The sequence below is a fragment of the Ruegeria halocynthiae genome (assembly GCF_000743705.1).
GTDB lineage: Bacteria > Pseudomonadota > Alphaproteobacteria > Rhodobacterales > Rhodobacteraceae > Ruegeria > Ruegeria halocynthiae_B.
Map to the genome: position 1 here is coordinate 816187 of NZ_JQEZ01000003.1, position 26071 is coordinate 842257.

Here is a 26071-nt window from a genome sequence, read left to right on the forward strand (position 1 = left end):
AAGGTGCGGGCATGAAAAAGGGCGGGTCCGCAGACCCGCCCTTAAACCTTAACGGTTCAAATCAACTTAGAAGTTGAACTGAGCACCGAAGTCGGCTTGGATTCTGCTGTCGGCTTGGCCTTCTTTGACTTGGCCAACACCGCCGCGCAGCGTTGCGCCGCCACCCAGGTCGTAGATTGCGCCAACACCAACGTTACGGGTGTCGCCGTCTTCGGAACCGTCACCGTAAACCAGTTGCAGCGTGGTCGCGGCACCCAGGTTGTAAGCAACCGAGAAACCGTATGCGGTGCCGTCTTTATCGGCATCCGAAACGTCATCTTTAGCAACGAGCAGCGTGCCGTAGAAATCGCCCAGTTCCGCACCCAGAGTGAAGAGTGCCAGGCTTTCGTCGCCACCATCAGCCAGGTCCGTACGGCCATAGGCCAACGACGCGGTGATGTTGTTGAAGGTGTAGCTTGTGCTTACGTCCCAGCGGTCGGCATCCTTGGCGTTGCCATTCAGAGCAACGGTACGCTGGTCATAAGAAGCGCTGAAGTTGAAGTCGGCAACTGTGTAACGGAAGAACACAGCGTTCGCGCCGGAACCGGTCGAGCTGTACTCGAGGAAGTCGTAGTCCACGCCCGAATACTGACCCAGGAACTCTTCCAGGCCCGGCTCGGTGCCGAAGTAGTCGTCCAGGTTGTCGAACGAACCTGCAACGTTACCCGCGTCAACACGCAGACCGCCGTAGATGACCGAGAAGCGCGCGCCGTTCAGGCCAGCTTCGTTCTGCTCACCGTTGTCGTCGTTTTCGTCAGCTTGCAGACGAACACGTGCCTGGAATTCAACACCACCGTCGGTTTCTGCGGTGCCGTCGATGTTCAGGCGGAAACGCGAGATCAGGATGGTGTTGTCGGTGTCAACATCTGCGCTGCCGTCGCGAACAACTTCGCCAGCTGCGTTCGTGGTGAAGTTATCAACGTCACCGGAACGGTCTTCCAGATAGCCAATACCAAAACGGCCATAGCCGCTGAATTTAACGTCGGCCGCGGCAACGCTTGCTGTTGCGATCAACGCGGTCGATGCGATGAGAACATTTTTCATGGTGAATCCATAAGTTTGAGAGGAGTATAGCCACCCAGGGCAGCTGAGGGGGCTACTCGGATAATTTCAGGTTGTCTGCAATATGTTGGCTAAGATTTCCTTAGCGGTTCCAAGGCCCTGTTGCATCTTTGCAAAAGCCGTTCAGAATTCGGAAGGCAAGTTTTCTAAGGATTAGGCTTATTTTGACACTTCATGGGATCACGTTGCAAAAATTGATCGGAAAAAATTTTCGCGCCCCTTTAAATGGCGAAATTCTTACTTATTGCCCAATCACGGCCCGGATGGGTCAGTTGCTGGAATAGACAAATGACAGCTTGCGACTGACACCTCCGGGCGGTAGCGGGAACGGAGACGCCGCACGCACCTGTGCCTTGGCTGCGCGATCAACATCCGGAGTGCCGCTGCTGTCAACGACATCGACCCAGGCCAGAGTTCCATCCGGGTTGATCTCGAAGAAAATCTTCGCGAACCCTCGGGCCGCCGTATAGACGACCGGCGCGCGGTTCAGGTGAACCAGAACCCGCCCGGCATAGTTGGTTCTGTCCGAGTTCCCGGGACCGCGACCGCCCGAACGGGCACCGCTGTCGCCTGAGGTAAAGGTATCAATGCCCCGGCGTTTGTAAGTGGTCAGGGGCGACTCGATCTCGCGCGATGGGAACCGCAGGTTACTGAAGTCCCGCGCCCCGTTCAGCACCCCCTGAGGTTCGGGCCGCTGTCTGCGGTCTGGCAGTTGCGGCCGGATCGAAGACGTCACGGCCAATTCTGAACCCTCGCTGCTATCTTCTGCATCCGGAACCGGTTCGACTGGGGTGGCTGGGATATCGGCCTCGACCGCCTCACTTTCGATCGGAACGACCGGGGCGACCGATGGCTGTGTGTCTTCCGTCGGCTCTGGCAGCGCGGCCAACTGCTCGGTCTCGGCGGGCTGGGGTGCCGCCGGGGTTTCGTCGACCGGCGTGGGCGCTTCGGGGCTGCCTTCGGGCGATTCAATGGCTTCGGCTGTCTCGACGGGCGGGGTTTCATCCACGTCGTCGCTGGCAGTCTTGTCGCCATCCGTGGTGTCTTCGGTTTCGGGGATGTCCGCTTCGACCGGCTCGGGCGTGACCGGCTGCAATACTTCAGAGGAGCCGGTGTCAGGTGCGAATGTACGCTGAGGATTGTCCGAGGCCACATGCACCTCGCTGGTCGGAATCTCTGCCGGTTCAGGTTCGGGAGCGGCTTCAACAGGGGGCTCGGGGGCCTCAGCAGGTTCGGGTTCAACCGGTTCGGCAACCGATTCAACCAGATCCTCAAAGCTGCTGCCCAGATCGACCGTGTCCGGCGCGCCTGCTTCACGCGGCTCGTCCACCAGCCGGGGCGCTGTGAGGCTCAGCCCCATGAGGTGCAGCAACAGCGACACCAACGCGGCAAGAACCGCGATAACGACCGATCCCCGGATCATTCCAGCGCCTTTTCGGTCACGACAAATACGGATACCGCACCCAGACGGCGCAGATCGCCGGTCACCTCGATCAGCCGCGCGCCGGGGGCCTCGCGATCGGGTACGATGCGTACCGGGCCGGGGTCGCGCCCGCTCATATAAATTTCAGGATCGGTTGGTGTACCCCGATAGCTAAGCGTCCCATCCCGATGCAGCACCAGCGCATCAGGCGGCTCGCGCCCTTCCAACTCGGACGTGTCGACAAGGTTCAGATCAGGGTCCAGCGGCGTCGCCACGGTGCCCGCAATCAAAAAGAAGATCAGCATCAGAAACACGACGTTGATCAGGGCAATGGTTGAATCGCGTCTGCGGCGTTTGCGAATAAAGCGGATCATTCCAGCACCAGAACGCTCAGACCTTCGCGCCCGCGCAACAGGACCAGAAAATCCACCAGGCGTTGCGCAGTTGTGTCAGGGTCCAGGCTGACCAGAACCTGCCCGGATGTGACCTGCGTGGTCAGGTCGTCCAACGTAGTCGGCGTGCCATTCAGCACCAGACGATCCGCCCCAAGCTGAACAAAGGCGCGGTCCTGCGGTGCGTCAGATGTTGCGCCTCCGGCAGTCGCATTGCTCAGCTCGATCTCGCCATATTTCGAGAACGTCGAGGTCAGCATGAAAAACAGCAACAACAGAAAGATAACGTCGATGAGAGGTGTCATCGCCAAAGGCCGTCTGACGAAGGGTGCCGCGTTACGCATGTCCGGGTGCGGTCGCCGCAGTTTGCGTGTCTTCGGTCAACGGAATTGCCTGCCCCGGCACCAAAATCGTGCGCAGCGCCTTATCCGCGAAAACCCGTTCGCGGGCGGTGCGGCTTTCGAACCATGACAGCACCATCGAGGTCGGCATCGCGACCGCCAGACCAACAGCCGTGGTGACCAGCGCCACCCAGATACCGCCCGCCAACAGCGACGGATCAACCGACGAACCGGCAGATTGAAGGCTTTGGAACGCCTCGATCATCCCCAAAACCGTACCGAACAACCCCAGCAAAGGCGCAAGTTGGGCCACCGTGTCCAAAAACCGGAACCCGCGTTCCAGCCCCGCCAGGGCCAGCCCGGCCTCGGCATCAAGCCTTTGATCCAGGCCGGGCATATCCGGCGCGTCCATCGCAACGCCGACCAGTGGTGCAAGATAACTGCGGCTTTTGCTCAGCCGTGCGCGGGCAGTCTGTTCATCACCCGCATCCCAGGCTGCCAGGGCTTCGGACAACACCCGGTGTCGCCCCACGCCCGAGACCATAAATTGCCAAAGTTTGTATAGCGTAACTGCAAGGGTCACCACGGACATCGCGATCAAGATGGCGACCACCGGCCCGCCGAGGGCAAGGATCTCTTGCAGGGCGTCAAGAAAACTCATCCGATAAGCTCCACCTCTGTTCGGCTGCTCAGGGACAACCCTTGATCGCAGACCTCACTGTCTGATCCTTCGACGATACAGCTGTTCACGCCATTGATCAGCACGCGTCCGACCATGTCGCAGGTCATCCCTTTTACGTCGAACTGGCGCACACGCGGCCGGCTCGCCGGTAAATCCCTGAACTTGAAAAGCGTAAGGTTGACCACACGGCCGGTTGCGTCGAAAATCACCGTTTCAAAGCTGGCCGTTTCAATCGCCGCTCCGGTTTCGTTTTCGGCCAGAAAGGTCAAACGGCAGGCTCCTTCCACATCCTGAACTTTATTCAGCTCCAGATGCAGACCTTTTGGTGCTGTGTCTGCTGTTTGCGCCAACGCCTGCAAAGGCAATGTGGCAAGTATCGCAGCAAGAGCCGTACGGCGAAACATCATTGGCGCTCTCCCAGTTGTTCGACACCGGCCGCAAGGCCTGTCCGGCGTTTTATCCCTCATATCCAAGACGGTTGAGACGCGAAAGGGCCGCCGACACCTTTGTGATATCGGGTAATCCACCCGAAGCGGCCTGAGGGTCAGGTTCGAATGGCCAAAGTCATCGCCCAGCCGCGTGCTTTCGCGTTTGGCTGCAAAAAAACAGGTCGCCTGTGGTTTCGCCTGTTTCGGGCCATTTCAACAGGGCTGTGCTGCACAAACCACCCGAAGGATTCGGCCATCAAAACGCGACGTGGGCTGAGCGCAATACAATTGACAATCCAGTCACTGTCTTCGGCCTCACAAGACAGCAGCTCGATCCCCGAACTTCTCGAGAAAGTCAATGAAACTGAATGGAAGCTGGCTCTGATTGACCATAGCCAGATCCTTGTCCAGCATCACAAAGACCCTGTCGATATGCAGAAGATATCCGTTCATGTCGATGACGATCAGATCGACACCCGAACGTTCCAGGACGTCACGAAGCTGGTCGATTCCCTCGTCATTACCGCGAACCGATCTTGCAACAACAGCGGTGGTTTTGTTGATCCGCGCGTAGGAGCCACCTGCCAGCATTCCGGTACCGGTCACCGTGCGCAATATGGGCATACCCAGGCCTGCAAGAGTCCGCGTTGCCGTCAGTTCTTCGCCCTGCCGAATTCTCGGACCCATCCGGCCGATGACGGCACCGCCGTCCAACACGATGACCGGGTCGCGCGTATAGCAACTTTTCAGAAGCGGCGCGGCCACACCCTGCATTTCGATGACTTCGATGCCCTCGGATTTCAGAACATCAACCATTCCGTCATGCTGTTGCTGCATGTCCGCGACAGACGGCAGTTCTTGCCCCTGCCAGTACCAGCCAACCTCGCGGTCTCCGTATGTTCCAAGCTCTTCAATCCGTTTGTTCGGGTCGAGGATTGACAGTTCGGCCCCCGGGCGGTGCACTAGGATCGAACGTATCTTGCCAAAATCATTGTCACAGCCCCACTTGCGGCCCCAGATCTTTTCTTGACGGTCGGGCGTTTCAAATGAGGGTTCAGGTTCTGAACCAAACATCTTGATCGTGGCTTGATAGGCTTCTGCCGGGGTCATCGGCAGGCTCTGGTTTGACGGCGCCTTGATGTGCTTCATCAGATGTCTGCGAACGGTAGTGATGCAGTGCCTTGCATGATGTCGAAAACGATATTGCAGATCTGGAATGGGTCATTTCCAAGAAAGCTGAAGCAAAATTTGCAAAACACGATGGAATGAAGCAGCGCGAAAATGGGAACTATCGCGACCTAGGGTCAGGATTCATACTCAGTAGATGACGGTTTCTGCGAGTGCGATGGCGGAGAGGAAGACCTTGGGACAGCGATCATGGCGCGTGGCTACACGCCTCCAATCCTTGAGCCTGCCAAACATGATCTCTATGCGGTTGCGTTGTTCGTACCGACGCTTGTCGTACTTCACGGCAGTCTTGCGTTGCTTTCGACCTGGGATGCAGGCACGTATCCCTTTGTCTTTCAACGCATCTCGGAGCCAGTCGGCATCATAGCCACGATCCCCGAGCAGCCAGTCCACATTTGGTATGCTGCTGAGCAGAGCCCGAGCACCGATGTAATCGCTGACTTGCCCTGCGGTGACAAAAAGGCTGAGTGGCCGCCCTTGGTTCGACCAATCAGACGGGTAATCCCCCTTTTTTGCGGCCATGCCGGCCGCAGTACGGTGTGCCTTTAGGTAGGTCGCGTCCGCTGCCCGGCAGGGCATTGCGCAGCAATGTCCCGAGAGGGGATCATCACGGTCTTTTCTCTCCGTGTTCAGTTGCCAGGCCGACCATCATCCGAGCGAAGATACCCTTCTCGCTCCAACGCTTCCACCGGCTGTAAAGCGTCTTGTGCGGCCCGTATCCCTTGGGAGCGTCACGCCACCGCAACCCATTGCGATTGATGAAGATAATTCCGCTCAGTACCCTCTTGTCATCGACACGTGGCTTGCCATGCGACTGCGGGAAGAAAGGGGAAAGCTTGGCCATCTGCTCGTCGGTCAGCCAGAAAAGGTCGCTCATGTAACCGCTCCGTTTTCCGAGCCGTGAATCATGCGGCGCGTCGAAAATCAATGCATCCTGAGCCTAGCACTGACGCGGCATTTGGCCGGGAAACTCCGGTTTCAGCCAAAACGACAGCGTAAATTCAACCTACTTGGACCAGAAAAACCCTGACGACGGGCATCTGATGCACAATTGAGCGAAATCCGCTCACAAATCAACATGAGCGGTTTCCGCTCTTCCGCGAACCTCGCTAGTCTGCTTATTGGAGGAGATTGCAGTGCGGCCAAAGCCACCGACAACCCGTTTCAATGTTGCGCGCAGATACCTGTGGGGGTCACTTGTTGCGGCGCTCATTCCGCTTGCGATTATTGCGGGCCTGTATGATCGCTACAGCGCCAATCTGCTTAACAACCTGATCAAAAATCGCGTTGATGCCAATCTTGAGGCCACCGCTGCAAAGATGAGTAATTTCATGGCCGTTCAAGTGAACCGGCTTGAAAATATTGTCGATCTGCCGGACACGACCGCCTTTTTCCTGAGCGAGGATCGGGACGAGATTTCGACGTTGCTCAGCGATATTCTGCGGTTGGAAACGGAAAACCCCGACATTTATGCAGTCGAACTGTCGGATATGGGTGGCAAAATTCTGCATACGGTTCCAAGAAGCCGGTCGCGGGAAGAGCCACATGATTACAACACGCTTCCCCTGATCCAACAGGGAAACGTACAGGTGCTTGGGCCGGTCGTGCCACGCAATGGCCGGCCGGGCTGGTTTCTGATCACGATGCCGGTTGCAATTGATCAACAGCAGGTCGGGTCTGTGTCCCTCAGAATGAGGCTGGCTTCTTTGACAGAGCAGACTGCCGCATTGGTCGAGCCGAATGTCTACGAACCCCAGATCGTCGTCTTTGACCGCCTCAGGCTGACTGCGGTTGGCACACAAAGCAACGTGGTTGATACCATCGCGTCGTCCCGGCAGTTTTTCCCGGGCTGGCGCATTCATCTGGTCAAGGGGCGGGATATCTATCAGGAGCCGAAGACCTATATTCGCTATCTTCTTCTGGTGGCGGCGGCGCTGTCGGCTCTGGGTCTGATCTATCTGTTTCACAAGATGTCGGAACGCCTTTCGCGGCATTTGCAACCGCTGAGTGAGGGGGCGAGGGCGATTGCGAACGGCGATTTCTCGGTGAAAGTGTCCGAAGAAGCACCGGGTGAGCTTGGTATTCTGGCACGGTCCTACAATCGTATGCGCGAACAGCTGGGGCAGCTCATCGAATCCCGGATCGATGTTGAACGCCGCGCGGCGCTTGGCAGTATGGCGGCGGGTATTGCGCATGAAATCCGCAACCCGCTGACAACGGTTTCAACCACGGTCCATGGCCTGCGACGCGGAGAAGATGACCCGGAACGTCAGGAAATGTTCGAAGTCATTTCATCGGAAATTGCCCGGGTCGACACATCAATCGGCGAATTCCTGAATTACGCCCGGCCCAGCGAGCCGTCCAAGGACGTTATCGCGGTGAAAGAGGTCCTGCGGGCGATCAAAACGCTGATCGCCACCACGGCCCATGAACGCAACATCCGGGTCAGCCTGTCCGGGGAATCCAACCTTAGGATCACAATTGATCAGGCGCATTGCCGCCAGATTCTGTTGAACCTTGTGTTGAACGCGCTGGATGCCATGCCGCATGGCGGTCATCTGGCCATGCGGGCCTATCGCGACAATGGTGATGCCATCCTGTCCGTCTCGGACGATGGTGTCGGCATGGATGAAGAGTTGCAGTCAAAGATCATGCGGCCGTTTTTCACCACACGCTCGAACGGATCGGGGCTGGGGCTGTCTGTCACCAAGCAACTGGTTGAGGTCAACGGCGGAAAACTGACAATCGAAAGCGAGGCCGGGGTGGGCACCACGGCGCGCGTTGCCTTTCCGTACACGAAACAGCTTGAAGATGATATGTCATGACACACACGACAGTTCTCATTATCGACGACGAAGTAAAGCTGACACAGTCGCTGACGTTTACCCTGAAGCAAGCGGGCTTTGAATGTCTCAGGGCGCACAACGGGTCGGATGGGTGCAAACTGGCGCTCAAGGAAAAGCCGGGTGTGATCCTGCTTGATATGCGTATGCCGGGCAAAAACGGCATAGAAGTTCTGGATTGGCTGAACGAACAGGTGCCGGAAATCCCCGTGCTGATGATGTCAGCCTTTGACGACACCAAGGATGCCGTTCTGGCCATCAAGATGGGGGCCGTGGACTATCTGTCCAAGCCATTTGACGTCGACGAACTGATCCATCTGATCCAAGAGACAAGCAAGCGTAAACAGCTTGAGACCGAGATTCAGTATCTTCGGGACCGATACACCAATGACACGACGTTTATCGGAAACTCGCCCCTTATCAGGGAACTGCGCGACCAGATCGACCGCCTGGCGAACAGCCAGATCAACACGCTGCTTGTGTCCGGTGAAACAGGCGTTGGCAAAGCGGTTGTCGCCAAGCAGCTGCACCTGAAGGGATCAGGGGACGATACCCCTTTTGTCGAAGTCAACTGCGCGACCTTGTCGGAACACCAAATAGAAGCTGAACTGTTCGGAGCCGAAAAGGGATCGCTGCCGGGCGTGGTGTCGCGCCTTAGGGGGCTGGTTGAGATTGCCCATGGCGGGACCCTGTTTCTGGACGAGATCAGCGAGATGCCTCTTGCCGTGCAGGCAAAGCTGCTGACGTTCCTGGAAACCAGAAGCTACCGGCCGGTGGGCCTGCCCAGGGAACACCGCTCTGACGTCCGCGTCATCGCGGCGACCAACAAGTGCCTTGAACAAGCCGTCGAGGATCAGACATTTCGCCAAGATCTGTTTTTCCGTCTGAATGTGATGCCGATCGAAATCCCGCCGTTGCGCGACCGCGACAAGGACATCGGCCTTCTAGCGAACTACTTTGCCAACCGGTTTGCCAAAGAAGCCGCGACGCGGCCGATCAGTATCAGCAAGGCTGCCCAAAGCTATTTGGCCACGTACCCCTGGCCCGGCAATGTGCGCGAACTCAAAAACCTTATTGAGCGGCTGACCATCCTGCAGCCCGGCCAAACTGTCGGCCCGGAACAACTGCCCGCCGAGATTGTAACAGTGGAACCGACCCGCCCCCTTTCAATCGAAGAATCGATGGACGGCGTGGAACGGACGATGATCCAGGACGCCCTTTTGAAATCCGGGGGAAAGAAAGGCATTGCCGCCGAACGTCTGGGCATTTCCCGACACGCATTGAAACGAAAATTGCAAAGGCTGGGATTGCCATGAACCTGCGGTTTTTCCGGATTGCGCTTTTGGTCGGCCTGTCTGTGCTGACGGCGCAGGCGGTCATGGCCCAGCCCGGGGCAGTTCGTGTCGGGTGTCTTTTCCCGCTGACCGGACCAGGTGGGCTTTATGGAAGGGACAGCGCCATTGCCGTTCAGATGGCCAAGGATCACCTGCAGGCCCTTGCGCCGTCAGATTACCCGCAACTGGACATCAGCATTGAGGACACGCGTTCAAAAGCCCTGCGGTCCGTGCAAATTGCCAAGTCGTTTATTCAGGACAGCAAGGTCGATTTCCTGTGTGGTGTTGTCAGCTCCAGCATCGCCAGGGCGGTTTCGGCAGAGGCCCTCAGAAGCAGGACATTTTTCATCGGAACCGATCACGCCTCGCCCTCGCTGGTCACCGATGATCTGCACCCCTATTACTTTCGGGTCAGCAATGGCACGCGCCAGTCCATGTTTGCGGGTGCTCAATATATCGCCGAAAACCACCAACTGCCGGATCGGCCATTGCGCATTGCATTCATCGGGCCGGATTATGAATACGGGTATCAGGCATGGGATGATCTCAGGGCTTTTCTTGACCAACGCGGCGTCAGCTATGAGGTCGCCGGAGAATTCTGGCCGAAGTTGTTTGAAACGGATTACACCGTTTATCTGCAACAGCTTTCCACATCAGATCTGGACATTGTTGTCAGCGGTCACTGGGGTCTGGATCTTGTAACCTTTGTGAAACAGGCAACACAGTTCGATCTTTTCGAACAGGCGCAGTTCATGAACTTTGACGCCGGTGGCAATTATGAGGTGTTCGCCGGGCTGGGCAACGATATGCCCCTTGGTTTGGTTCTATCCGCCCGCCATCACGTAAACTGGCCCCCGACGGGGCAGAACCGTGACTTTGTGCAACAATTCTATGAGCGCGCCGGTCGTTACCCAAGCTATGCAGCACAGGGCGCCTATGCCGGTATTCTTGCCATCGCCGAGGCGGTTCGTGTCGCGGGTGGAACCAAAGACAAAGGCCGTTTACGTCTGGCGCTCGAATCCCTTGAGCTGTCGCTGCCGGAAGATCCCCAGGGATTCAAATCGCGCATGGATCCGGCAACGCATCAGCTTTTGCAGGTGCAGGCGATCGGGCATACGGTCTTCAACAACACGTACCCGCCAGCGACTGTGCAATTGGGCGACTGGTCGATCTATCACCCGCCCGCACAATGGCCTCGATTACCCCCAAGCCCGACGGCAGAGTAAATCCCCCCAATCCACGCATCATTCGCAAAAACACGTATCCGAGCGGTTTCCGCTCGGGGATTGCGCGGATTGAGCGCTATGCGCTCATGGGTCCGAGTCGCTGAAATTGAACCGGGTGGCGCCATACCTTTTCCTGTTTGGGTGACCTCTGCGAGGTCGCAAGGGAGGACTTCGTACAGACAACGACACGGGCGGCTCGTCGCCGGACTGTGACCACACGTGCGATTTTCCACCCCTTAACGGGTTAGAATCTGGAGGAAAATCATGACGAAATCTCGTCTCGGCGCAACCATGGGATCGCTTCTCAAAACCTCAACATCGCTGATGGCGGCTGCAACGCTCAGCGTGATGGCACTTTCGGATACCGCCAGCGCGCAGGATCAATCCGTCAAGGTGGGCTTTGTGACCTTCCTGTCAGGCGGTGCCGCTGGTCCGTTTGGCGTCCCGGCCCGCAACGCGGCCGAGCTGATGATCCAGTCCATCAACGCAGGAACGGTACCGGGTCCGTACAACACGCCCGGCATCGGCGGCGCCATGATCGAACCGATCTTTGTTGACGAAAACTCTAAGCAGAAGAACGCCGACTATCTGAAGCTTGTCGAAAAAGACGGTGTCGAGATGGTCATCGGTTACATTTCCTCGGGCAGCTGCAAAGCAATCGCGCCAGAGGCGGAAAAAGCCCAGAAACTGACCATTCTGTTCGACTGCGGAACCTCGCAGATTTTCGAAGAGATCGTGACCGATCCGAAGTACACCTTTCGTACTGGTGGGCATGCGACCATGGATAATGTGGCTGCGGCGCGCTACCTGAAACAACAAGGCGTCAATCTGGACAGCATCGCGGGCATCAATCAGAACTACGCTTGGGGACAGGATTCGTGGCGTGATTTCTCGGAAACCGTCGCGCAGCTCAACAGCGATGCATCCGTTGCAACAGAGCAGTTCCCGAAAATTTATGCAGGCCAATACGGGTCTGAGATTTCCGTCCTGCTTACGTCCAAACCGGATGTCGTGCACTCCAGCTTTTGGGGTTCGGACATGGAAGCCTTTATCATTCAGGGCTCGGCGCGTGGCATCTTTGAGCGGTCGAACGTTGTGCTTGTAACTGGTGAGACAGCCATGCAACGCCTTGGTCCGCAATTGCCAGACGGTACCGTCATCGGCGCACGCGGCCCGCATGGCGCGCTTGCGCCCGATTCAGAATTGAATGACTGGTTTCGCAAAGCGTACTTTGATCGCTTTGGCACCTTTCCCACCTACCCATCCTACAAAATGGCGCAGGCGTTGTTGGGTGTGAAAACGGCGGCAGACAAAGCCGGAAGCGCCGAGCAGGACGCCGTTATCGGCGCGTTGCAAGGGCTGGAATGGGAAGGCCCAAGCGGTACGGTTTCCATGGCGCTGGCCAATGGACACCAGGCAATTCAAGACACCGCCTACGGGACTTACAAATACGACAAGGACGCAGGTAAGCCCGTTCTGGTCGATGTGGTCAGGTTCAACGCGGAATGTGTGAACCCGCCAGCCGGTGTCACCTCGATCGAGTGGATCCAAGGCGGCTTTGAGGGGGCCAAGTGCGAATAACGCGCTGATCTGCCCTGTCGGGCGGGGCGGTAACGCCGCTCTGTCCGACATTTCGCCGAACCTCGGATCAAAGACGTCTTCCGGCACTTCTATGCAGCCGATCCGATCCCGCGCGCGAAATTGAAATGAAATGGAGTTATCTATGCTGACCGCAACTGCGATCGCAGTCGATGGCCTTGGCTTTGCCGCGTGGCTGTTTCTATCCTCGGTTGGACTCACGCTGATTTACGGCGTGATGAAAATCCTCAATATCGCCCATGGCGGATTTTACGCTCTGGGGGCTTATTCTTCGGCCTGGGCCATCGGCGTTTATACGACCACAGGATCGACCGTCGCACTGACATTTCTGCTGATCCCTCTGGCCGCTTTGATTGCCGGTGCGGTCGCGGGCCTTATTGTCGAACGTGGCGTTCTGAAATTCATGTATGGCCGGGACGAGGTTCTCATGGTGCTTGTCACCTATGCGATCTTTCTCATACTCGAAGACGTCACCAAGCTTATCTGGGGTACTCAATCCTATGTCGCGTGGCAGCCGGCCTTCTACTTTGGCACGGTGGAAATCTTCGATATTCCCTATACCGTCTACAAATTCATCACCATTGGAACCGCTCTGGTCGTCGGGGTGTCGCTGCTTCTTGTGCTCAACAGAACCCGCGTGGGTAAGCTGCTGCTGGTCGTTATAGAAGACCGCGAGATCAGCGGCGCGCTTGGCATCAATGTGAATTTGTTCTTCACGGTCACATTTGTCAGCGGTGCCATTCTGGGTGCTCTTGGTGGGGCCATCACAGCACCTGAAATCTCGGTTTCCCCCGGCATCGGCGCAGAGATCGTTGTGCTGTCCTTCGCCGTAATCGTGATCGGCGGCATGGGATCCATCGGCGGCGCCATGATCGGTGCCCTGATCGTCGGATTTGCACGCGCCGCTTCCGTGCACCTCTACCCGCCAGCGGAACTCTTCTCGATCTATCTTGTGATGGCGGCGGTTCTGGCTGTGAAGCCCTATGGCCTGTTCGCTTTGGCAGAAAGCAGAAAAATATGACCAAACACCTCGACCGAACCGAGCTTGGGCTGCTGATCGCTTTGCCCTTCCTGATCCTTGTCGCGTTCATATTACCGAAATGGATCGTCAACTATGTGCATGTCTCGATGGGAACCGGGCTGGTTGCCCTTGGCGTCATGATTCAGATGCGTGCGGGGTTGGTGTCTTTTGGCCAGGGCCTGTATTTTTGTGTCGGCGGCTACGCAGCTGGCCTGATGGCAAAATTCCTTGGGGTTACGGACTTTTTTGTCTTGCTGGCGTCCGGCATTGTCGCTGCCCTGATCCTGTCAAGTCTGCTGGGTTTCCTGCTGCGGCGTTATCGCGAAATCTTTTATGCAATGCTGACCCTTGCGGTGTCGATGATCCTGTTTGGGTTGCTGTCAAGCACAGAAGAGCTGGGTTCAACAGACGGTTTCAACCTGCCAACCCCGTCTTATCTGGGATGGCACCCGGAGGGTGAAACATCCCGGCTGACCCTTTACACACTGACCTGCTGCGTAGCGATCGGTTGCGCCATCGTCCTGAACCGTTTCCTGAAAGGCCCGACCGGCTATGTAAACGAGGCGATCCGTGAAAACGAACTGCGGGTCGAATATCTTGGCACCTCGGCCCGTCAGGCCGTTCATATCACCTATGTCCTGGCCGCCACCGTGTCCGCCATCGGCGGTGTTCTCTGGGCGTTGCCATTGGGGCATGTCGATCCCGAAATGACCAATTGGACAACTTCGGGTCAGTTTGTGTTCGTTTCGATCCTTTCAGGCACCGGCAATATTGTCGCGCCAATGATCGGCACATTCATTCTGGAAATCGTACGGGTTTATGCCGTCGAGATTTCGCCGAACACCTGGCAGATGATCCTGGGCACCATGATGCTGCTTACCATCATCTTCCTGCCCAAAGGCCTGTGGTCCCTTTTCGGCGGCAAAAAGAAGTCCGGAAAATCGGCCGGTGCGGATGCGCCGACAGCAGGTGAATGACATGACAACGATCCTTGAAACAAGAAATCTGGAAATGAAGTTTGGTGCCGTCTATGCGGCGCGCGACGTCAATATCTCGATCGCCTCGGGTGAGGTTCTGGGCGTGATCGGGTCAAACGGTGCCGGTAAGACGACATTTGTAAACATGGTCACCGGCTATCTGACCCCGACATCAGGGGAAATCATTTATCGCGGCAAGAACATCATCGGCAAGGCGACGCGGGATATCACCCAGCTTGGCATTTGCCGGTCTTTCCAAATCCCACAGCTATTTCCGGAACTTTCCGTGATCGAAAATATGCTGATTGCCCTGACAATTTCAAAACAGGACAAACCCGTTCTGTTCAAACGGGCTATTGATAGCGCGCTGGTGGACGAGGCCCGGGCGCTTCTTGCCCGGTTCGATATCGGCCAATACGCGGATCAGGAAATCCAGACCCTGCCGCAGGGCGTTCGCAAGCTTGTCGATATTGCCATGGCAACGGTCGCCGAACCCGACCTGCTTTTTCTGGACGAACCCACCAGCGGCGTCAGCGCCGACGAAAAGATGGACTTTATGCGCACCCTGATCGCGGCGCTGAAAACAACAGAAACCGCCGTGCTGTTCATCGAACATGACATGGAGATTGTTGAGGCATTTTCCCCCAGATGCGTGGCCTTTTACGAGGGCACCATCCTTGCAGACGGGCCCACCGCAGAGGTGCTTGAGAATGAAAAAGTGCGCGAATTCGTAATCGGCAGCGAAATGCACCGGACCGCGCGTCCCGAAACACAGGAAGTGGAGGCCACCCCATGTTGACGATGAACAATGTCAGCTTGTCCATTCAGCGCGTTCCAATTCTGCGGGGCGTCAATCTTGAGATCGAGACCGGCACGACCTGCGGGCTGATTGGCCGAAATGGGGCGGGTAAGACAACCCTGATGCGGTCGATCATGGGCATTCTGCCCGCCGAACAAGGCAGTATCCGCTTCAACCACACCGATTTGCATGACGCAAAAGCGCATGAACGCGCGATCCTTGGCATTGGATATCTGCCCGAAGATCGCCGTCTGGTGCCCCATTTCACCGTCGAAGAGAACATTCTGGTTTCACTCTGGGCGACGCGAAACAGCGATCGCTCGCGGTTGAAATGGGTGTACGAGCTGATGCCCGAAATCGGACGGTTTTCCGAACGCAAGGCCATGACACTAAGCGGTGGTCAACAAAAACTGGTCGCTCTGGCGCGGGCGCTGGTTGCGGGATCGAACCTGTTGCTGCTGGATGAGCCCTTCGAAGGTGTAGCCCCGGCGCTGGCGCAACGTTTGATGGAGGTGATCGGCAACCTGCGAGGGGAACACCTGACTGTCCTGATCTCGGAATCCGACTATTCGCATTCCGAAAAAGTGGTCGACAAGGTCTATTCAATCGAACGCGGGCAAATCAGCCTGATGTCACAGACACAGGCGGCATAAGCATGGATGATTTTACCTTCAACACCACCGCATCCATTCGCCAGGGCTGGGGAACCGCCGCGAAACTGGGCGATATTTTAGGCAGCCTTCCCATCCCCAATGACCAGGCTAAGGTGCTGTTTGTCACCGATCCCGGGATCATGAAACTGGGCCTTGCGGCGGATGCAATCGAAAACCTCAGGGCGTGCGGGTTGGATGTGGTCATTTATGACCAGGTTCAGGCAGATCCAAAAGCCGCATCCGTTCTGGAAGCTGTCGCTTTGGCAAAGCAGCACGTGGTGTCCTGCGTTGTGGGTTTTGGCGGTGGCAGTTCGATGGATGTGGCCAAGATGATTGCGCTTTTGGCCAACACCGATCAACCGCTGGACGACATGTATGGGGTCAATCAGGCCCGCGGAACACGCCTGCCGCTGGTTCTGGTTCCGACGACCGCAGGGACCGGGTCCGAGGTCACAGCCGTTTCGATCCTGACAACCGGCACAGACGAGAAAAAGGGCGTGGTGTCGCCAATCCTTCTGCCCGACATTGCGGTGCTAGACGCAAAGCTGACGCTGGGATTGCCGCCCCACATTACCGCCGCGACGGGCGTGGACGCGATGGTTCACGCGATCGAGGCGTATACCTCAAGAAGTCCAAACAGCAATCCGATCTCACGCGTGCTGGCCAAACAGGCGCTGGCAATGCTCGGGTCGGGCATCCGGCAAGCCGTCATGAACGGCAGCGACCGTCAGGCCCGCGAACAGATGCTTTTGGGATCAATGTTGGCGGGACAGGCTTTTGCAAACGCGCCGGTTGCAGCGGTCCACGCGCTTGCTTATCCGGTCGGCAGCCTGTTTCACGTCCCGCACGGGCTATCCAACGCGTTGGTTCTTGAGGCGGTGATGCGGTTCAATGCCCCGGACTGCGGGGCGGAATATGCCGAACTTGCACCCCTTGTCTTTCCCGACATCGATATCACGCGCGACGCTCAGACCATATCCGCCGAATTCATCGAACGTCTGGGGCAGCTTAACGTTGAACTGGGTCTGGCACGTGGCTTACAGCAGGTCGGCATTACCGCATCGGATATCCCCCGGTTGGCCACTGACGCCATGAATCAAACACGACTGTTGGTGAACAATCCGCGCACCCTGAAACAAGAGGACGCCGCGCGTATCTACGAAGCATCGCTCTGACGCGATCAGAAGCCGGCGTCTCTCGGTCGTCGCCAGCACTTGAACCAAGGGACCGGGGAACCAAAAGGGAGGAAGGCCAAATGAAAAAACTGGCTATTGCAACCGCCGTATTGTGCGGCATGACAACTGCGGGATTGGCGCAGGATTGGCGCGAGTCGCCATGGGGGCCTGACGATGAAATCGGGGCTGCAAACCATATTTCCGCTGAAAGTGTTCTTGCAGCGTCCAAGCTTATCAAGACAGGCAAAACTTACAATTTGGGGATCGTAGTCGATTCCGATACCCCGGCATTTTCACCCCGTTCGCTGAGCATTACCGTCCTTCAGCCGAACCAGATCACAACACAGGGTCTAGGCACCAACGGGATGACCTATAATGACGATATCTTTATGGGATGGCTCGGCATTGGCCCGCAGATTGACGGGCTTGGCCACATTGGAATCGAGCATGAATACTATAACGGTCTGCACGGCGCAGAGGTTGCCAAAGCCGACGGGCTGGCCAAGCTGGGCCTGGAAAACCTGCCACCTATCGTGACCCGCGGCGTGCTGCTTGATATGTCCGCCCATTATGGTCAGGACATTGTAAAAGAGGGCACGGCCTACACCAAGGAAGACATTATCGCCGCAGCTCAGTCGCAGGATGTTGAATTGAAAAAAGGCGATACCGTCCTGTTCCACTCAGGCTGGCTGAACCTGCTTGATGGTGAGAACCAGGATCACGATCGCTATGTGTCTGTCGAGCCGGGCCTTGGCATCACTGGGGCGGAATATCTTGCGGAAATTGGTGTTGTCGCTGTCGGGGCTGACACATGGGGCCTAGAAGCGCTGCCTTTTGAAAAAGGTACAGACGGTGTCTTTGCCGTCCACCAGATCCTGATACCGCAGAATGGCATCTATATTCTTGAGAATATGGATACACGTGAGATGGTCAAGGATGAGGCCTGGGAATTCATGTTTGTTCTTGGTGTGACGCGGCTGAAGGGGGCTGTTCAAATGATGATCAACCCAACGGCAATTCGCTGAAGACTATCGACCGAGGGGCCATCCCTCGGTCGCCAACAAATCCAGTATCGACTGATCGAAAAAGTGATTTTGTGGGTATTGCCAAGTTGTTGACGTGAGCTTGTGAGGTATTGGCAAAGGAAGGTTCAGGCCGCCATTTCGGCGGTGTAATCGTCCCAAAGGTTGAACGCATCAGAACGGGTGTGGCGGTTTGAGTTTGCAGTGAGTTGATATCGGCGGTGACTGAAGATCAGGTTGATTTGGTCATGCGCGGGCAGAAATCTCTGGGCATGCTGGTGAGATTTGAACCGGCCCATTATTTTCTCTCGTTTGCGGGTTGGTCGATGCGACACTTCGATTGCGTTGTTTAGACCTTTGTGGGCACGATGGTCAGCGTCCGGTGCCGGTGTTTTGATCGGCTTGATGTAGCTGCGCAGCTTGTCAGTCACGGCGACTCCGGGTTCGCCAAATTTGGCAACCAGCCCTTTGAAGAAGCGCTTTGCGGCTTTGGCGTTTCGGCGCGTTTGCACGAGAATGTCGAGCACATCGCCATTTGCAGCGATCGCGCGCCACAACCAGTGCTTCTTGCCACGGATTGTGATCACGACCTCGTCCAAATGCCACTTGTCGTTCGGCTGCGGCCGATCACGGCGAATGCAATCTGCAAAGTGCTGACCGAAGCGATTTACCCACAGCCGAACGGCTTCCCGGCTGACGATCACGCCCTTCGCAGTCAACAGATCCTCGACGTCAGCTGTGCTCAACGCAAAGCGATGGTAAGCCCAAACCGCGTAGGCAATGATCTCGCGAGGAAAGCGAAATCCCTTCAGGCGCAGCATGATCGTTAGGATGTTCATTAGCGCGACATAGCTGGATCACTCAGCCTGAACAACTTGGCAATACCGATCAGACACCCAGCACTTCGGAAATTGATGTTTCGCCAAATCACACAATCACTATTGTTCCCTTCATGTGTGGATGAAAAGCACAGAAATATTTTGTTTCCATGTCTTTAGTAACCTCGATTTTGGCGCTGACACCGTTCACTATCTCTCCAGTGTCCCAACCGAACTCATCGGCTGTCGCAGTATGAGGTGCCAGATCCTCATTGGTCCATCGAATGGTATCACCAACAGACACGTTCAGAAGCTTTGGCGTGAACGTGAATGCCTTGATATTGACTTCGTGGACTACGGGATCTGCCGCCCGAGCCCGTGTTCGGGTTAAAGCCAGAGCGACCGCCGATGCGGCCGCTCCAACCATCACGCGACGGCGTGAATGGGCTTTTCCCATCACTGCAGCGCCTCGACCATCATTTCGGCGTGGCCTTCATGGGCTTTAAAGATTTCAAGACCCTGCTCGAACAGAGCCTTCACCTCGGCATTGTCGATATTGGGGATCATTGTGTTTTCCACCAGATCATTCACCGCCTGGTGATAGGCCAATTCATTGGCTGCATAAGCGGCATCAAATTCTGCGCCACGCAGCTTGACGAAGCCATCGATGATCTCTTCGGCATTGGCATTCAGCGTCTGGCTGAACGCGTTGTCCTGCGCTGACGCTCCCAATTTTTCGAGCAGGCCCAGGGCCGCTTCGTTCACGGCAGTATGGTCACGGATCATCGTGTTTGCGAATTCATGGATGTCGGGATTCGACGACAAAGCCAGCGCCAGATAGGCATATCGAATGTCGATGTTGTCGGCCGTATAGGCAATGTGAGCGTATTCGAGATCGCTCATCTCGGCGACGTCCTGCGCAGAGGCTTGAGTGCCAGTCATGGCAAGTGCCACAGCAAATGCGGAAATCAGTTTCTTCATTTTGGAGACTCCACTGAGTGTTACGATGGCAATAGGAGTAATCCGAACTATGAAGTGAGATATATGCGGGAACGTACGGTTAATCGTGCAGATCGTTCAAGCAACTGTACAAAAGCGCAAAATACTGCGATGAAAATGTATGCTCGACCTGCTTAGCGATATCCTCACGAAACTGTCTGTTCGAGGTGCGCTCTATTTTCGAACTTCGCTGACCACCCCTTGGGGGATTGAAGTTCCCAAGTTCGAAAACGTCGCCCGATTTCATTTTGCCCATAGGGGCAATTGCCTGATCGAAGTTAAGGGATATGAAAAAGTGGTGGCGCTGGAACAGGGCGATCTGTTGATTATTCCGCATGGCGCGTCACACAAGTTGTACTGCGCGGCCGAAACAAGAGATGCGGTTTTGCCTCTGGACACGGTCATCGAACGTTCGGGATACACAGGCACTGGGGTTCTGGTTTACGGCGGCGACGGGGATGAGCGTGACACGCACACTTATATGCGGCCATTTTTCATTCGACCCTCATGCAAAACATATTCTGTTGGAACGCCTGCCACCGATCATTCACCTCAGGAATTACGGGGAAACCGCTGGAAAATGGATGGAGGCGACACTGCGCATGATCGGAGATGAGGCCGGGGGTCTTCGACTGGGCGGCGATCTCATTGCTTTGAAGATGTCAGAAGCCATTCTTGCGCAGGCCATACGTTCGTTTGTGGAAAGTGACGAATCCTCGAGATGGGGCTTGAACGGATTCTCTGATCACCATCTGGCCCGGGCCCTTGACGCGTTTCACAAGGATCCAAGCGCATCCTGGACAATAGAAACAATGGCGGGCTTTGCAGGCATGTCACGAACAAACTTTGCGGTTCAGTTTCAGAAAAAGATGGCGATGTCGCCAATGCAATATGTTACAGCTTGGCGGCTGGAGATCGCCAAACAGTGTCTCACTGACCCATCAAGTTCTGTTTCGGATGCAGCGGAACGTGCTGGGTACGCATCGGATTCTGCTTTTGCACGCGTTTTCAAGAGGGAAATTGGCCTCTCACCTGCCGGCTTCCGTCGGCAAATCACGTTAACATCGACGCATTAAACCGGACGCTCACCTACCTTTTTTGAGCGACCGGTTTGTCTAAGATTTTTTGATGCGGGCCAGTGCGTTAGGTTTGTGTCGGGCGACCTGACCCGCGTTGACAAATCTGGGGTTAAACGATTCAGTTTTCAGGGATCACAGTATCGGCCAAACAACCTGGAAGACGTCTCCGACTGGGGCACTCTTACACGGTATTACAGTTATTGTTTTGCTGGCGATGCCTGGTCTGTGCGGGATGGCTCGGCTTTCACCATTTTCTCCACTCCTGCCGAAATGACACCGCTCAAGCCCTTGGGCAACAACAAAACAAACAAGATCAGCACTGTACCAACCAGAGCGTTCTGGATATCGCCCCAGCCTTTGGCGAACTCGATCAACAGCATCATTGCCGCTGCACCCACAATTGGCCCCCAGGTTGATTTCAGGCCGCCAACCACGATCATGGCCATGACTATGACGAGGGTGGGAAATTCAAACAAGCTTGGTCCTGCAAAGCGAAAATGGGCGGCGTAGACGGCTCCGGTCAGGCCGGTAAAAAACGCCGTGACGACAAAAGCAACTACGTGAAATCTGGTTCGGTTCATCCCACGTGCGGCGGCGTAAACACGGCTGTCATGCAAGGCGCGGAAGGCCAGGCCTAGCCGCCCATGAATGACGACAATTGAGGCAAGCAGAGACAGCAACAAAACGGTGAGCACCACAAAGTAATTCCCGACGATCCACTTACCCTTCAGAAGCTTTCGGAACCCAAGGTCATCGAACCCCGAGAACCCCTGCCCCCCACCAAAAAGCGGCAAACAGCGCCCTCCGTGAGACATGAAGCATTCGACATCGGTTCGGATCAGGCTATCGACCATAAAGACGATGGCAAAGGTCAGCAGGGCGACATAGGGCATGGTCAGACGAAGGCAGGCGATCCCGATGATGAACGCAGCGACAGCGGCGACAACTGCGCCAACCGGCATCGAGAGCCAGGGCGTGACGTCATAGAACACGCCGAGCATCCCGACAGAATAGGCACCAATGGCAAAAAACAGCATCTGGCCCAGGGAAAAGACACCTGCATGGCCCAGCAGCACATTCCACTGGATTGCGACGGATGCCCAGATCATGAACAAGACGATTTCGCCCAGAAAGTAGCGCTGAGTCACAAAAAATGGCACCACCGCCATAAGTGCAGCAAAACCGATCAGGCCGACAAGGTGTCGGGTCAATACGCCGGATCCCATCATGATCGTATCACCTCTGCTTTACCGAAAAGACCCGCGGGCCGAAAAATCAGGACCAAAATCACCAGCCCCAGCAGAATGGGAAAGCCAAATCGCGCCCCGAAGTAATAGCCAATCGCGGCTTCCATCACCCCCAGCGCAAGGGCTGTCATACCTGCGCCTGCAACGCTGCCGAGACCGGCAACCACACAGATGACAAAGGCCCGGATCAGCGGGTTGGTTCCCATTCCGGGTGACAAGCTGGCCATGGAGGAAATCAGGATGCCCGCAGCGGCAGCCAGCACACCGGCAATGATGATGACCTGCAGATATGTCCGCTCGGTTTTCACCCCCATCAGCTTGGCCGCGTCCTGGTTCATCGCGGTGGCGCGGATGGCCAGCCCAAACCGGGTTTTCTTGAGCAGCCACGCCGTTGCACCAATCAGGACGGCGGCCGTGACAAGAATGGCCAGTGATTGATACGGAACCGCAACATTGCCGATCCTGAAGGTTCCCTCGATCTGGGCCGGCTGCCGGAACGGATAAGCACCATAGTACTTCAGGATCAGGTCCTGAAGCAGGATTGCGACACCCGCCGTTGCAACCATGATCGTTGTTCTGAAATCCTCGCGATCCAGCATGAACCGCACGATGACAAGGTGCATGAGGGCCCCAACGGCCCCTCCGGCGGTCAGACCTGCCAGAATTGCGATGCCAAGGGGCAGGTTCAGAACGGCGGCTGCCGAATAGGTGACATAGGCCCCGATGGTCATGAACAGCCCATGGGCCATGTTGAACATGCCCATTGTCCCGAATGTCAGGGCAAGGCCCACAGAGGCAAGCGCATACATGGCCCCCAATGTGACACCCGAGACGATAATTTGCACGATGGCATCCAAACCGTCAGCCTCCCAGATAAGTTTTTAGAACGTCGCCCGATTGTCTCAGGTCGTCGGCATTTCCGGTCCAGGCAAAATGTCCGCCGTCCATCAGCAAAAACGCACTGGCCACATCGGCCACGCGACTTGGGTTTTCCTCGACAACAATGATGGACCGGTCTTCGCGCGCCAGTTTGCCAAGCGCGTCGTAGATCTGTTCGACGATCAGCGGTGCCAGCCCCAGTGAGGGCTCATCAATCATGGTCAGCTTGCCGTTGGCCATCATTCCGCGCCCGATCCCGACCATTCGGCGTTCACCGCCCGACAGGCTCTCAGTGCGCTGCGTGCGGCGTTCCCGCAGGCGGGGGAAAAGTTCGAAAACTTCGTCCAGATTGGCCTTGATCGCATTTGTGTCCGTGCGGGCAAACGCCCCCATCAGCAGGTTTTCCTCGACGGTCATGGCGGTGAACAGCTGATCCCCCTGGGGCACAAGAACGACCCCCCGGCGCGCCCGGTCCGGGGCACCTGCGGGCAGTCTGTTGCCGTCAAAAACCATCTCGCCTTCCCAACTGGGCAATAGGCCGGCAATAGCCTTTAGTAGGGTCGATTTACCGTGCCCATTCGGGCCGATCACAGCAGTGACACTGCCAATGGGAATATCCAGATCCAGCCCATGCAGAACCTTTTGATGGCGATACCCCGAGCTTAGCCCCCGGACGGATAACAACGGGGTCATGCTGCGCCCCCAACCATCTGGTCGGCGCTGGAGCCCAGATAAACCGATTTGACAGTTTCGTCCGAGGCGATCCCCTGTGGGGTTCCGTCGTAAATTAACCTGCCTTGATGCATGATCAGTGCCCTGTCGGCCACCGTGGTCAGAAACCGCATCACATGTTCGATAAACACGATGCTGATGCCCTTTTTGCGAACATCGGCCATAAGCTCGATGAATGCGTCGATCTCAGGAGGGGTAAGCCCCCCGACGGGTTCATCCAGCAAAAGGACTTTTGGATCATGCATAACGGCTGTTGCCACCATAAGTTTCTTTCGGTCCAGCGCGGGAATGTCGGAAACCATCGCCTGCGCCAGGTGGCTGAGATGGTATTCCTCCATGATTTCGGCGGCCCGCATGCGGTGACGTTTGCCCAACAGGATTCCGGGCCGCTCCTTGCCGCCGCCATAAACCAGCGATGCCAGGATGTTCTGTTCGACCGACAGGCTGCCAAAGCCGTCAGTCACCTGAAACGTACGCGCAAGGCCCATGTGAAACAGCTGGTGTGGAGGGACCCCAATTATGGGGTCGCCGTTGAACAGGACCTGACCGCCACTTACGGCGGTCAGACCTGATATCAAATCGAAGAACGTGGTTTTGCCAGCTCCGTTTGGCCCCCCGATGCCAACGGTCTCGCCTGATTGTATCCGGAGATCGATGTCATCAACTGCCACCAATGCGCCATAATGCTTGGAGACATTTCGACATTCGAGAATGCACTGCTCGGCCATGTTCACGTCCCGCGCTAGATCAGGACTTGATCCATTTGGGCGTGCGGAAATCCACTACGCCGTAAGGTGGTGGCGAGATGATCTTGCCGTTTTCTTCCTTACGTTCGATCTGGCTGAAGATATGCGCCATGCCAAGCGATGGGTCGTCGGTCTGCACCGGATAAGAAAAGGCCTGCTGTTTGGACTGATCGAACCGGATTACGCCCGTCGGGCAGCGATAGATCATGCCGCGCAGGCGATCCGCGACCCTTTTGTTTTGCTCATCGTCATAGGCTTCGCCCACACCGCCTGCCATCGCGGCGGCCTGTGCAAACAAATGCAGGGCTTCATACGTCTGGGCCCCGCCGTTCGGGGAAGCGGCCTCACCATATTTCTCCAGATAACGGGCGCTGAAATCGGTGCCGATTTCACCTGTCAGAACACCGATGCTGGTGGCGTAAAGCACATCTTCGGCGGCGTCGCCCGCGATGTCACGGAATGCTGCAAGCGATGCACCGTATTGCAGATAGACCAGGCTGTTGGTCGGATTCTGCAGGAATTGGATCATGAACTGCGCCTGATCGCCTGGGAAGAAGTGAGTGATCACCACAAACCCGGGCTCGTCCTCACGGATCTTTGCCAGCGTGGGGCCCCATTCACTGGTCGGGGCCTCGACAGTTTCATAAAGCGAAATTTCATAGCCGTATTCGGCAGCGGCATCGCGGATCGAGTTTGCGATGTTGATCGAATAAGGAATCGGCCCTGTCACCAGGGCAATCTTGTTGTTGGTGGGGGTGAACTGGCCGGTGTCTTCCAGATTGCGGATGAAGTTCAGATATGCCGAGCCATAATACAGTTCGGACGGGCAATACATGAACGACCCCCAGAACCGGTCGGGATCGCCGCTGACCATTTCACCATGCGCGCGACTGGTATCCGCGTGCATGTAGATGACCGATGCGTCCGCCGCAACGTTCTGTAGGGCGGTTGCCGATCCAAAATTGTAACCTGCAATCAATGCGCTGGCCCCATCGCGGTCGATCAACCGCTGACCTGCGCTGGTCACCTTGTCGTCGCCACCGGATTCGGTGTCGCTGTGGGCCAGAACAATGGGCCGCCCGAGAATACCACCGGCGGCGTTGATCTCTTCGGCGGCCATTTCCATGCCCTGCTTGAATTCGATGCCATCCGCTGCGGCCGCACCTGACAGGGGAACCGGATGTCCGATCACAATCGGCTCACCGGTCTGTGCCGAAGCGGATGAATTCAACCCGGCCAGAGCTGCGGCAGATCCAACCGTTCCCACCCCGGCGGTCTTAAGAAAGTTGCGGCGTGATGTAGCCCGCGCAGGTTTCTTGGAAATTGACATATGTTCACCCCTGTTTTTGGCAACGTGTTTCGGATTC

The 26071-nt window shown here is 56.5% G+C and carries 26 protein-coding genes and 2 pseudogenes; 12 read left to right on the forward strand and 16 right to left on the reverse strand.

The features are described 5' to 3' along the window. Positions 1–66: 66 nt before the first annotated feature. The 8 genes and pseudogenes from JT51_RS14615 to JT51_RS21530 form a co-directional block, all read right to left on the reverse strand. Positions 67–1083 carry a porin gene (locus JT51_RS14615; protein ID WP_037313879.1) on the reverse strand — a complete coding sequence of 339 codons (1017 nt, stop codon included), beginning with the start codon at positions 1081–1083 and terminating at the stop codon, positions 67–69. A 286-nt stretch (positions 1084–1369) separates the two neighbouring features. Then, complete coding sequence (locus tag JT51_RS14620) at positions 1370–2524, reverse strand: energy transducer TonB family protein (RefSeq protein ID WP_037313881.1); 1155 nt, start codon at positions 2522–2524, stop codon at positions 1370–1372. Beyond that, complete coding sequence (locus JT51_RS14625; RefSeq protein ID WP_037313883.1) at positions 2521–2898, reverse strand: ExbD/TolR family protein; 378 nt, start codon at positions 2896–2898, stop codon at positions 2521–2523. The genes JT51_RS14620 and JT51_RS14625 overlap by 4 nt, the downstream gene beginning before the upstream one ends. Further along, a complete protein-coding gene (locus tag JT51_RS14630; protein WP_037313885.1) occupies positions 2895–3221 on the reverse strand; it encodes a biopolymer transporter ExbD in 327 nt (108 codons plus the stop codon). Before JT51_RS14630 ends, JT51_RS14625 begins: the two co-directional genes overlap by 4 nt. A 31-nt stretch (positions 3222–3252) precedes the next feature. Next, positions 3253–3918, reverse strand: coding sequence for a MotA/TolQ/ExbB proton channel family protein (locus JT51_RS14635; RefSeq protein ID WP_037313888.1), 666 nt, complete (start codon positions 3916–3918; stop codon positions 3253–3255). Then, positions 3915–4346, reverse strand: a complete 432-nt coding sequence (locus tag JT51_RS14640; RefSeq protein ID WP_037313890.1) for a hypothetical protein — start codon at positions 4344–4346, stop codon at positions 3915–3917. Before JT51_RS14640 ends, JT51_RS14635 begins: the two co-directional genes overlap by 4 nt. A 336-nt stretch (positions 4347–4682) precedes the next feature. Next, the gene (locus JT51_RS14645) at positions 4683–5516 is read right to left on the reverse strand and encodes a dimethylarginine dimethylaminohydrolase family protein (RefSeq protein ID WP_051927574.1); all 834 of its coding nucleotides are present in this window, start codon (positions 5514–5516) and stop codon (positions 4683–4685) included. A 168-nt stretch (positions 5517–5684) separates the two neighbouring features. Beyond that, positions 5685–6432 (reverse strand): annotated as a pseudogene (locus tag JT51_RS21530) (IS5 family transposase). Positions 6433–6691: 259 nt separating this feature from the next. Here JT51_RS21530 and JT51_RS14660 point away from each other — a divergent pair. From JT51_RS14660 to JT51_RS14705, 10 genes are all read left to right on the forward strand, one after another. Next, positions 6692–8380 (forward strand): sensor histidine kinase, encoded by a 1689-nt coding sequence (locus tag JT51_RS14660; RefSeq protein ID WP_152563357.1) that lies wholly within the window; start codon positions 6692–6694, stop codon positions 8378–8380. Next, positions 8377–9714: a sigma-54-dependent transcriptional regulator gene (locus tag JT51_RS14665; protein ID WP_037313895.1), complete on the forward strand. Its 1338-nt coding sequence runs from the start codon at positions 8377–8379 to the stop codon at positions 9712–9714. Before JT51_RS14660 ends, JT51_RS14665 begins: the two co-directional genes overlap by 4 nt. After that, positions 9711–10958: an ABC transporter substrate-binding protein gene (locus tag JT51_RS14670; protein WP_051927575.1), complete on the forward strand. Its 1248-nt coding sequence runs from the start codon at positions 9711–9713 to the stop codon at positions 10956–10958. Before JT51_RS14665 ends, JT51_RS14670 begins: the two co-directional genes overlap by 4 nt. A gap of 264 nt (positions 10959–11222) precedes the next feature. Continuing rightward, a complete protein-coding gene (locus tag JT51_RS14675) occupies positions 11223–12539 on the forward strand; it encodes an ABC transporter substrate-binding protein (RefSeq protein ID WP_200876090.1) in 1317 nt (438 codons plus the stop codon). A 142-nt stretch (positions 12540–12681) separates the two neighbouring features. Then, a complete protein-coding gene (locus tag JT51_RS14680; RefSeq protein ID WP_037313898.1) occupies positions 12682–13578 on the forward strand; it encodes a branched-chain amino acid ABC transporter permease in 897 nt (298 codons plus the stop codon). Continuing rightward, positions 13575–14555, forward strand: coding sequence for a branched-chain amino acid ABC transporter permease (locus tag JT51_RS14685; protein ID WP_037313899.1), 981 nt, complete (start codon positions 13575–13577; stop codon positions 14553–14555). The genes JT51_RS14680 and JT51_RS14685 overlap by 4 nt, the downstream gene beginning before the upstream one ends. 1 nt (position 14556) lies before the next feature. Beyond that, entirely contained in the window at positions 14557–15354 is a 798-nt protein-coding gene (locus JT51_RS14690; protein ID WP_051927576.1) for an ABC transporter ATP-binding protein, read from the forward strand. Continuing rightward, a complete protein-coding gene (locus JT51_RS14695; RefSeq protein ID WP_037313900.1) occupies positions 15348–16007 on the forward strand; it encodes an ABC transporter ATP-binding protein in 660 nt (219 codons plus the stop codon). The genes JT51_RS14690 and JT51_RS14695 overlap by 7 nt, the downstream gene beginning before the upstream one ends. Before the next feature lie 2 nt (positions 16008–16009). Then, positions 16010–17182, forward strand: coding sequence for an iron-containing alcohol dehydrogenase (locus tag JT51_RS14700; RefSeq protein WP_037313901.1), 1173 nt, complete (start codon positions 16010–16012; stop codon positions 17180–17182). An 80-nt stretch (positions 17183–17262) separates the two neighbouring features. Further along, on the forward strand, positions 17263–18207 hold the full coding sequence (locus JT51_RS14705; RefSeq protein WP_037313902.1) for a cyclase family protein: 945 nt from the start codon (positions 17263–17265) through the stop codon (positions 18205–18207). Between the two features lie 125 nt (positions 18208–18332). Here JT51_RS14705 and JT51_RS14710 read toward each other — a convergent pair whose 3' ends face one another. From JT51_RS14710 to JT51_RS14720, 3 genes are all read right to left on the reverse strand, one after another. Further along, positions 18333–19043 (reverse strand): IS6 family transposase, encoded by a 711-nt coding sequence (locus JT51_RS14710; RefSeq protein WP_037313904.1) that lies wholly within the window; start codon positions 19041–19043, stop codon positions 18333–18335. A gap of 88 nt (positions 19044–19131) precedes the next feature. Continuing rightward, complete coding sequence (locus tag JT51_RS14715; RefSeq protein ID WP_081894702.1) at positions 19132–19479, reverse strand: cupredoxin domain-containing protein; 348 nt, start codon at positions 19477–19479, stop codon at positions 19132–19134. Beyond that, positions 19479–20003: a DUF4142 domain-containing protein gene (locus tag JT51_RS14720; protein ID WP_037313905.1), complete on the reverse strand. Its 525-nt coding sequence runs from the start codon at positions 20001–20003 to the stop codon at positions 19479–19481. The genes JT51_RS14715 and JT51_RS14720 overlap by 1 nt, the downstream gene beginning before the upstream one ends. A 139-nt stretch (positions 20004–20142) precedes the next feature. Between JT51_RS14720 and JT51_RS22390 the strand changes: the two are divergent. Together JT51_RS22390 and JT51_RS22395 are read left to right on the forward strand one after the other, a co-directional pair. Next, positions 20143–20379 (forward strand): annotated as a pseudogene (locus JT51_RS22390) (cupin domain-containing protein); the annotation flags it as partial. Between the two features lie 100 nt (positions 20380–20479). Next, positions 20480–21097, forward strand: a complete 618-nt coding sequence (locus JT51_RS22395; RefSeq protein ID WP_327285342.1) for an AraC family transcriptional regulator — start codon at positions 20480–20482, stop codon at positions 21095–21097. Positions 21098–21297: 200 nt separating this feature from the next. Here JT51_RS22395 and JT51_RS14730 read toward each other — a convergent pair whose 3' ends face one another. From JT51_RS14730 to JT51_RS14750, 5 genes are read right to left on the reverse strand one after another with little or no spacing between them, the layout of a single operon-like run. Beyond that, positions 21298–22329, reverse strand: coding sequence for a branched-chain amino acid ABC transporter permease (locus tag JT51_RS14730; RefSeq protein ID WP_051927578.1), 1032 nt, complete (start codon positions 22327–22329; stop codon positions 21298–21300). Next, positions 22326–23192 carry a branched-chain amino acid ABC transporter permease gene (locus tag JT51_RS14735; protein ID WP_235216183.1) on the reverse strand — a complete coding sequence of 289 codons (867 nt, stop codon included), beginning with the start codon at positions 23190–23192 and terminating at the stop codon, positions 22326–22328. The genes JT51_RS14730 and JT51_RS14735 overlap by 4 nt, the downstream gene beginning before the upstream one ends. 16 nt (positions 23193–23208) lie before the next feature. After that, positions 23209–23919 (reverse strand): ABC transporter ATP-binding protein, encoded by a 711-nt coding sequence (locus JT51_RS14740; protein ID WP_037313909.1) that lies wholly within the window; start codon positions 23917–23919, stop codon positions 23209–23211. Continuing rightward, a complete protein-coding gene (locus JT51_RS14745; RefSeq protein WP_037313910.1) occupies positions 23916–24686 on the reverse strand; it encodes an ABC transporter ATP-binding protein in 771 nt (256 codons plus the stop codon). Before JT51_RS14745 ends, JT51_RS14740 begins: the two co-directional genes overlap by 4 nt. A gap of 19 nt (positions 24687–24705) precedes the next feature. Continuing rightward, a complete protein-coding gene (locus JT51_RS14750; RefSeq protein ID WP_037313911.1) occupies positions 24706–26034 on the reverse strand; it encodes an ABC transporter substrate-binding protein in 1329 nt (442 codons plus the stop codon). Between the last annotated feature and the right edge of the window lie 37 nt (positions 26035–26071).

Excerpts from the sequence above, each read along its gene's own strand:
- JT51_RS14630 (WP_037313885.1), bottom strand. The coding sequence starts at position 3,221 with ATGACACCTCTCATCGACGTTATCTTTCTGTTGTTGCTGTTTTTCATG.
- JT51_RS14695 (WP_037313900.1), top strand. The coding sequence starts at position 15,348 with ATGTTGACGATGAACAATGTCAGCTTGTCCATTCAGCGCGTTCCAATT.
- JT51_RS14745 (WP_037313910.1), bottom strand. The coding sequence starts at position 24,686 with ATGGCCGAGCAGTGCATTCTCGAATGTCGAAATGTCTCCAAGCATTAT.
- JT51_RS14690 (WP_051927576.1), top strand. The coding sequence starts at position 14,557 with ATGACAACGATCCTTGAAACAAGAAATCTGGAAATGAAGTTTGGTGCC.
- JT51_RS14730 (WP_051927578.1), bottom strand. The coding sequence starts at position 22,329 with ATGATGGGATCCGGCGTATTGACCCGACACCTTGTCGGCCTGATCGGT.
- JT51_RS14685 (WP_037313899.1), top strand. The coding sequence starts at position 13,575 with ATGACCAAACACCTCGACCGAACCGAGCTTGGGCTGCTGATCGCTTTG.
- JT51_RS14615 (WP_037313879.1), bottom strand. The coding sequence starts at position 1,083 with ATGAAAAATGTTCTCATCGCATCGACCGCGTTGATCGCAACAGCAAGC.
- JT51_RS14665 (WP_037313895.1), top strand. The coding sequence starts at position 8,377 with ATGACACACACGACAGTTCTCATTATCGACGACGAAGTAAAGCTGACA.
- JT51_RS14670 (WP_051927575.1), top strand. The coding sequence starts at position 9,711 with ATGAACCTGCGGTTTTTCCGGATTGCGCTTTTGGTCGGCCTGTCTGTG.
- JT51_RS14720 (WP_037313905.1), bottom strand. The coding sequence starts at position 20,003 with ATGAAGAAACTGATTTCCGCATTTGCTGTGGCACTTGCCATGACTGGC.
- JT51_RS14620 (WP_037313881.1), bottom strand. The coding sequence starts at position 2,524 with ATGATCCGGGGATCGGTCGTTATCGCGGTTCTTGCCGCGTTGGTGTCG.
- JT51_RS14680 (WP_037313898.1), top strand. The coding sequence starts at position 12,682 with ATGCTGACCGCAACTGCGATCGCAGTCGATGGCCTTGGCTTTGCCGCG.
- JT51_RS14715 (WP_081894702.1), bottom strand. The coding sequence starts at position 19,479 with ATGGGAAAAGCCCATTCACGCCGTCGCGTGATGGTTGGAGCGGCCGCA.
- JT51_RS14645 (WP_051927574.1), bottom strand. The coding sequence starts at position 5,516 with ATGAAGCACATCAAGGCGCCGTCAAACCAGAGCCTGCCGATGACCCCG.
- JT51_RS14705 (WP_037313902.1), top strand. The coding sequence starts at position 17,263 with ATGAAAAAACTGGCTATTGCAACCGCCGTATTGTGCGGCATGACAACT.
- JT51_RS14740 (WP_037313909.1), bottom strand. The coding sequence starts at position 23,919 with ATGACCCCGTTGTTATCCGTCCGGGGGCTAAGCTCGGGGTATCGCCAT.
- JT51_RS22395 (WP_327285342.1), top strand. The coding sequence starts at position 20,480 with ATGAGCGTGACACGCACACTTATATGCGGCCATTTTTCATTCGACCCT.
- JT51_RS14675 (WP_200876090.1), top strand. The coding sequence starts at position 11,223 with ATGACGAAATCTCGTCTCGGCGCAACCATGGGATCGCTTCTCAAAACC.
- JT51_RS14750 (WP_037313911.1), bottom strand. The coding sequence starts at position 26,034 with ATGTCAATTTCCAAGAAACCTGCGCGGGCTACATCACGCCGCAACTTT.
- JT51_RS14640 (WP_037313890.1), bottom strand. The coding sequence starts at position 4,346 with ATGATGTTTCGCCGTACGGCTCTTGCTGCGATACTTGCCACATTGCCT.
- JT51_RS14710 (WP_037313904.1), bottom strand. The coding sequence starts at position 19,043 with ATGAACATCCTAACGATCATGCTGCGCCTGAAGGGATTTCGCTTTCCT.
- JT51_RS14635 (WP_037313888.1), bottom strand. The coding sequence starts at position 3,918 with ATGAGTTTTCTTGACGCCCTGCAAGAGATCCTTGCCCTCGGCGGGCCG.
- JT51_RS14625 (WP_037313883.1), bottom strand. The coding sequence starts at position 2,898 with ATGATCCGCTTTATTCGCAAACGCCGCAGACGCGATTCAACCATTGCC.
- JT51_RS14700 (WP_037313901.1), top strand. The coding sequence starts at position 16,010 with ATGGATGATTTTACCTTCAACACCACCGCATCCATTCGCCAGGGCTGG.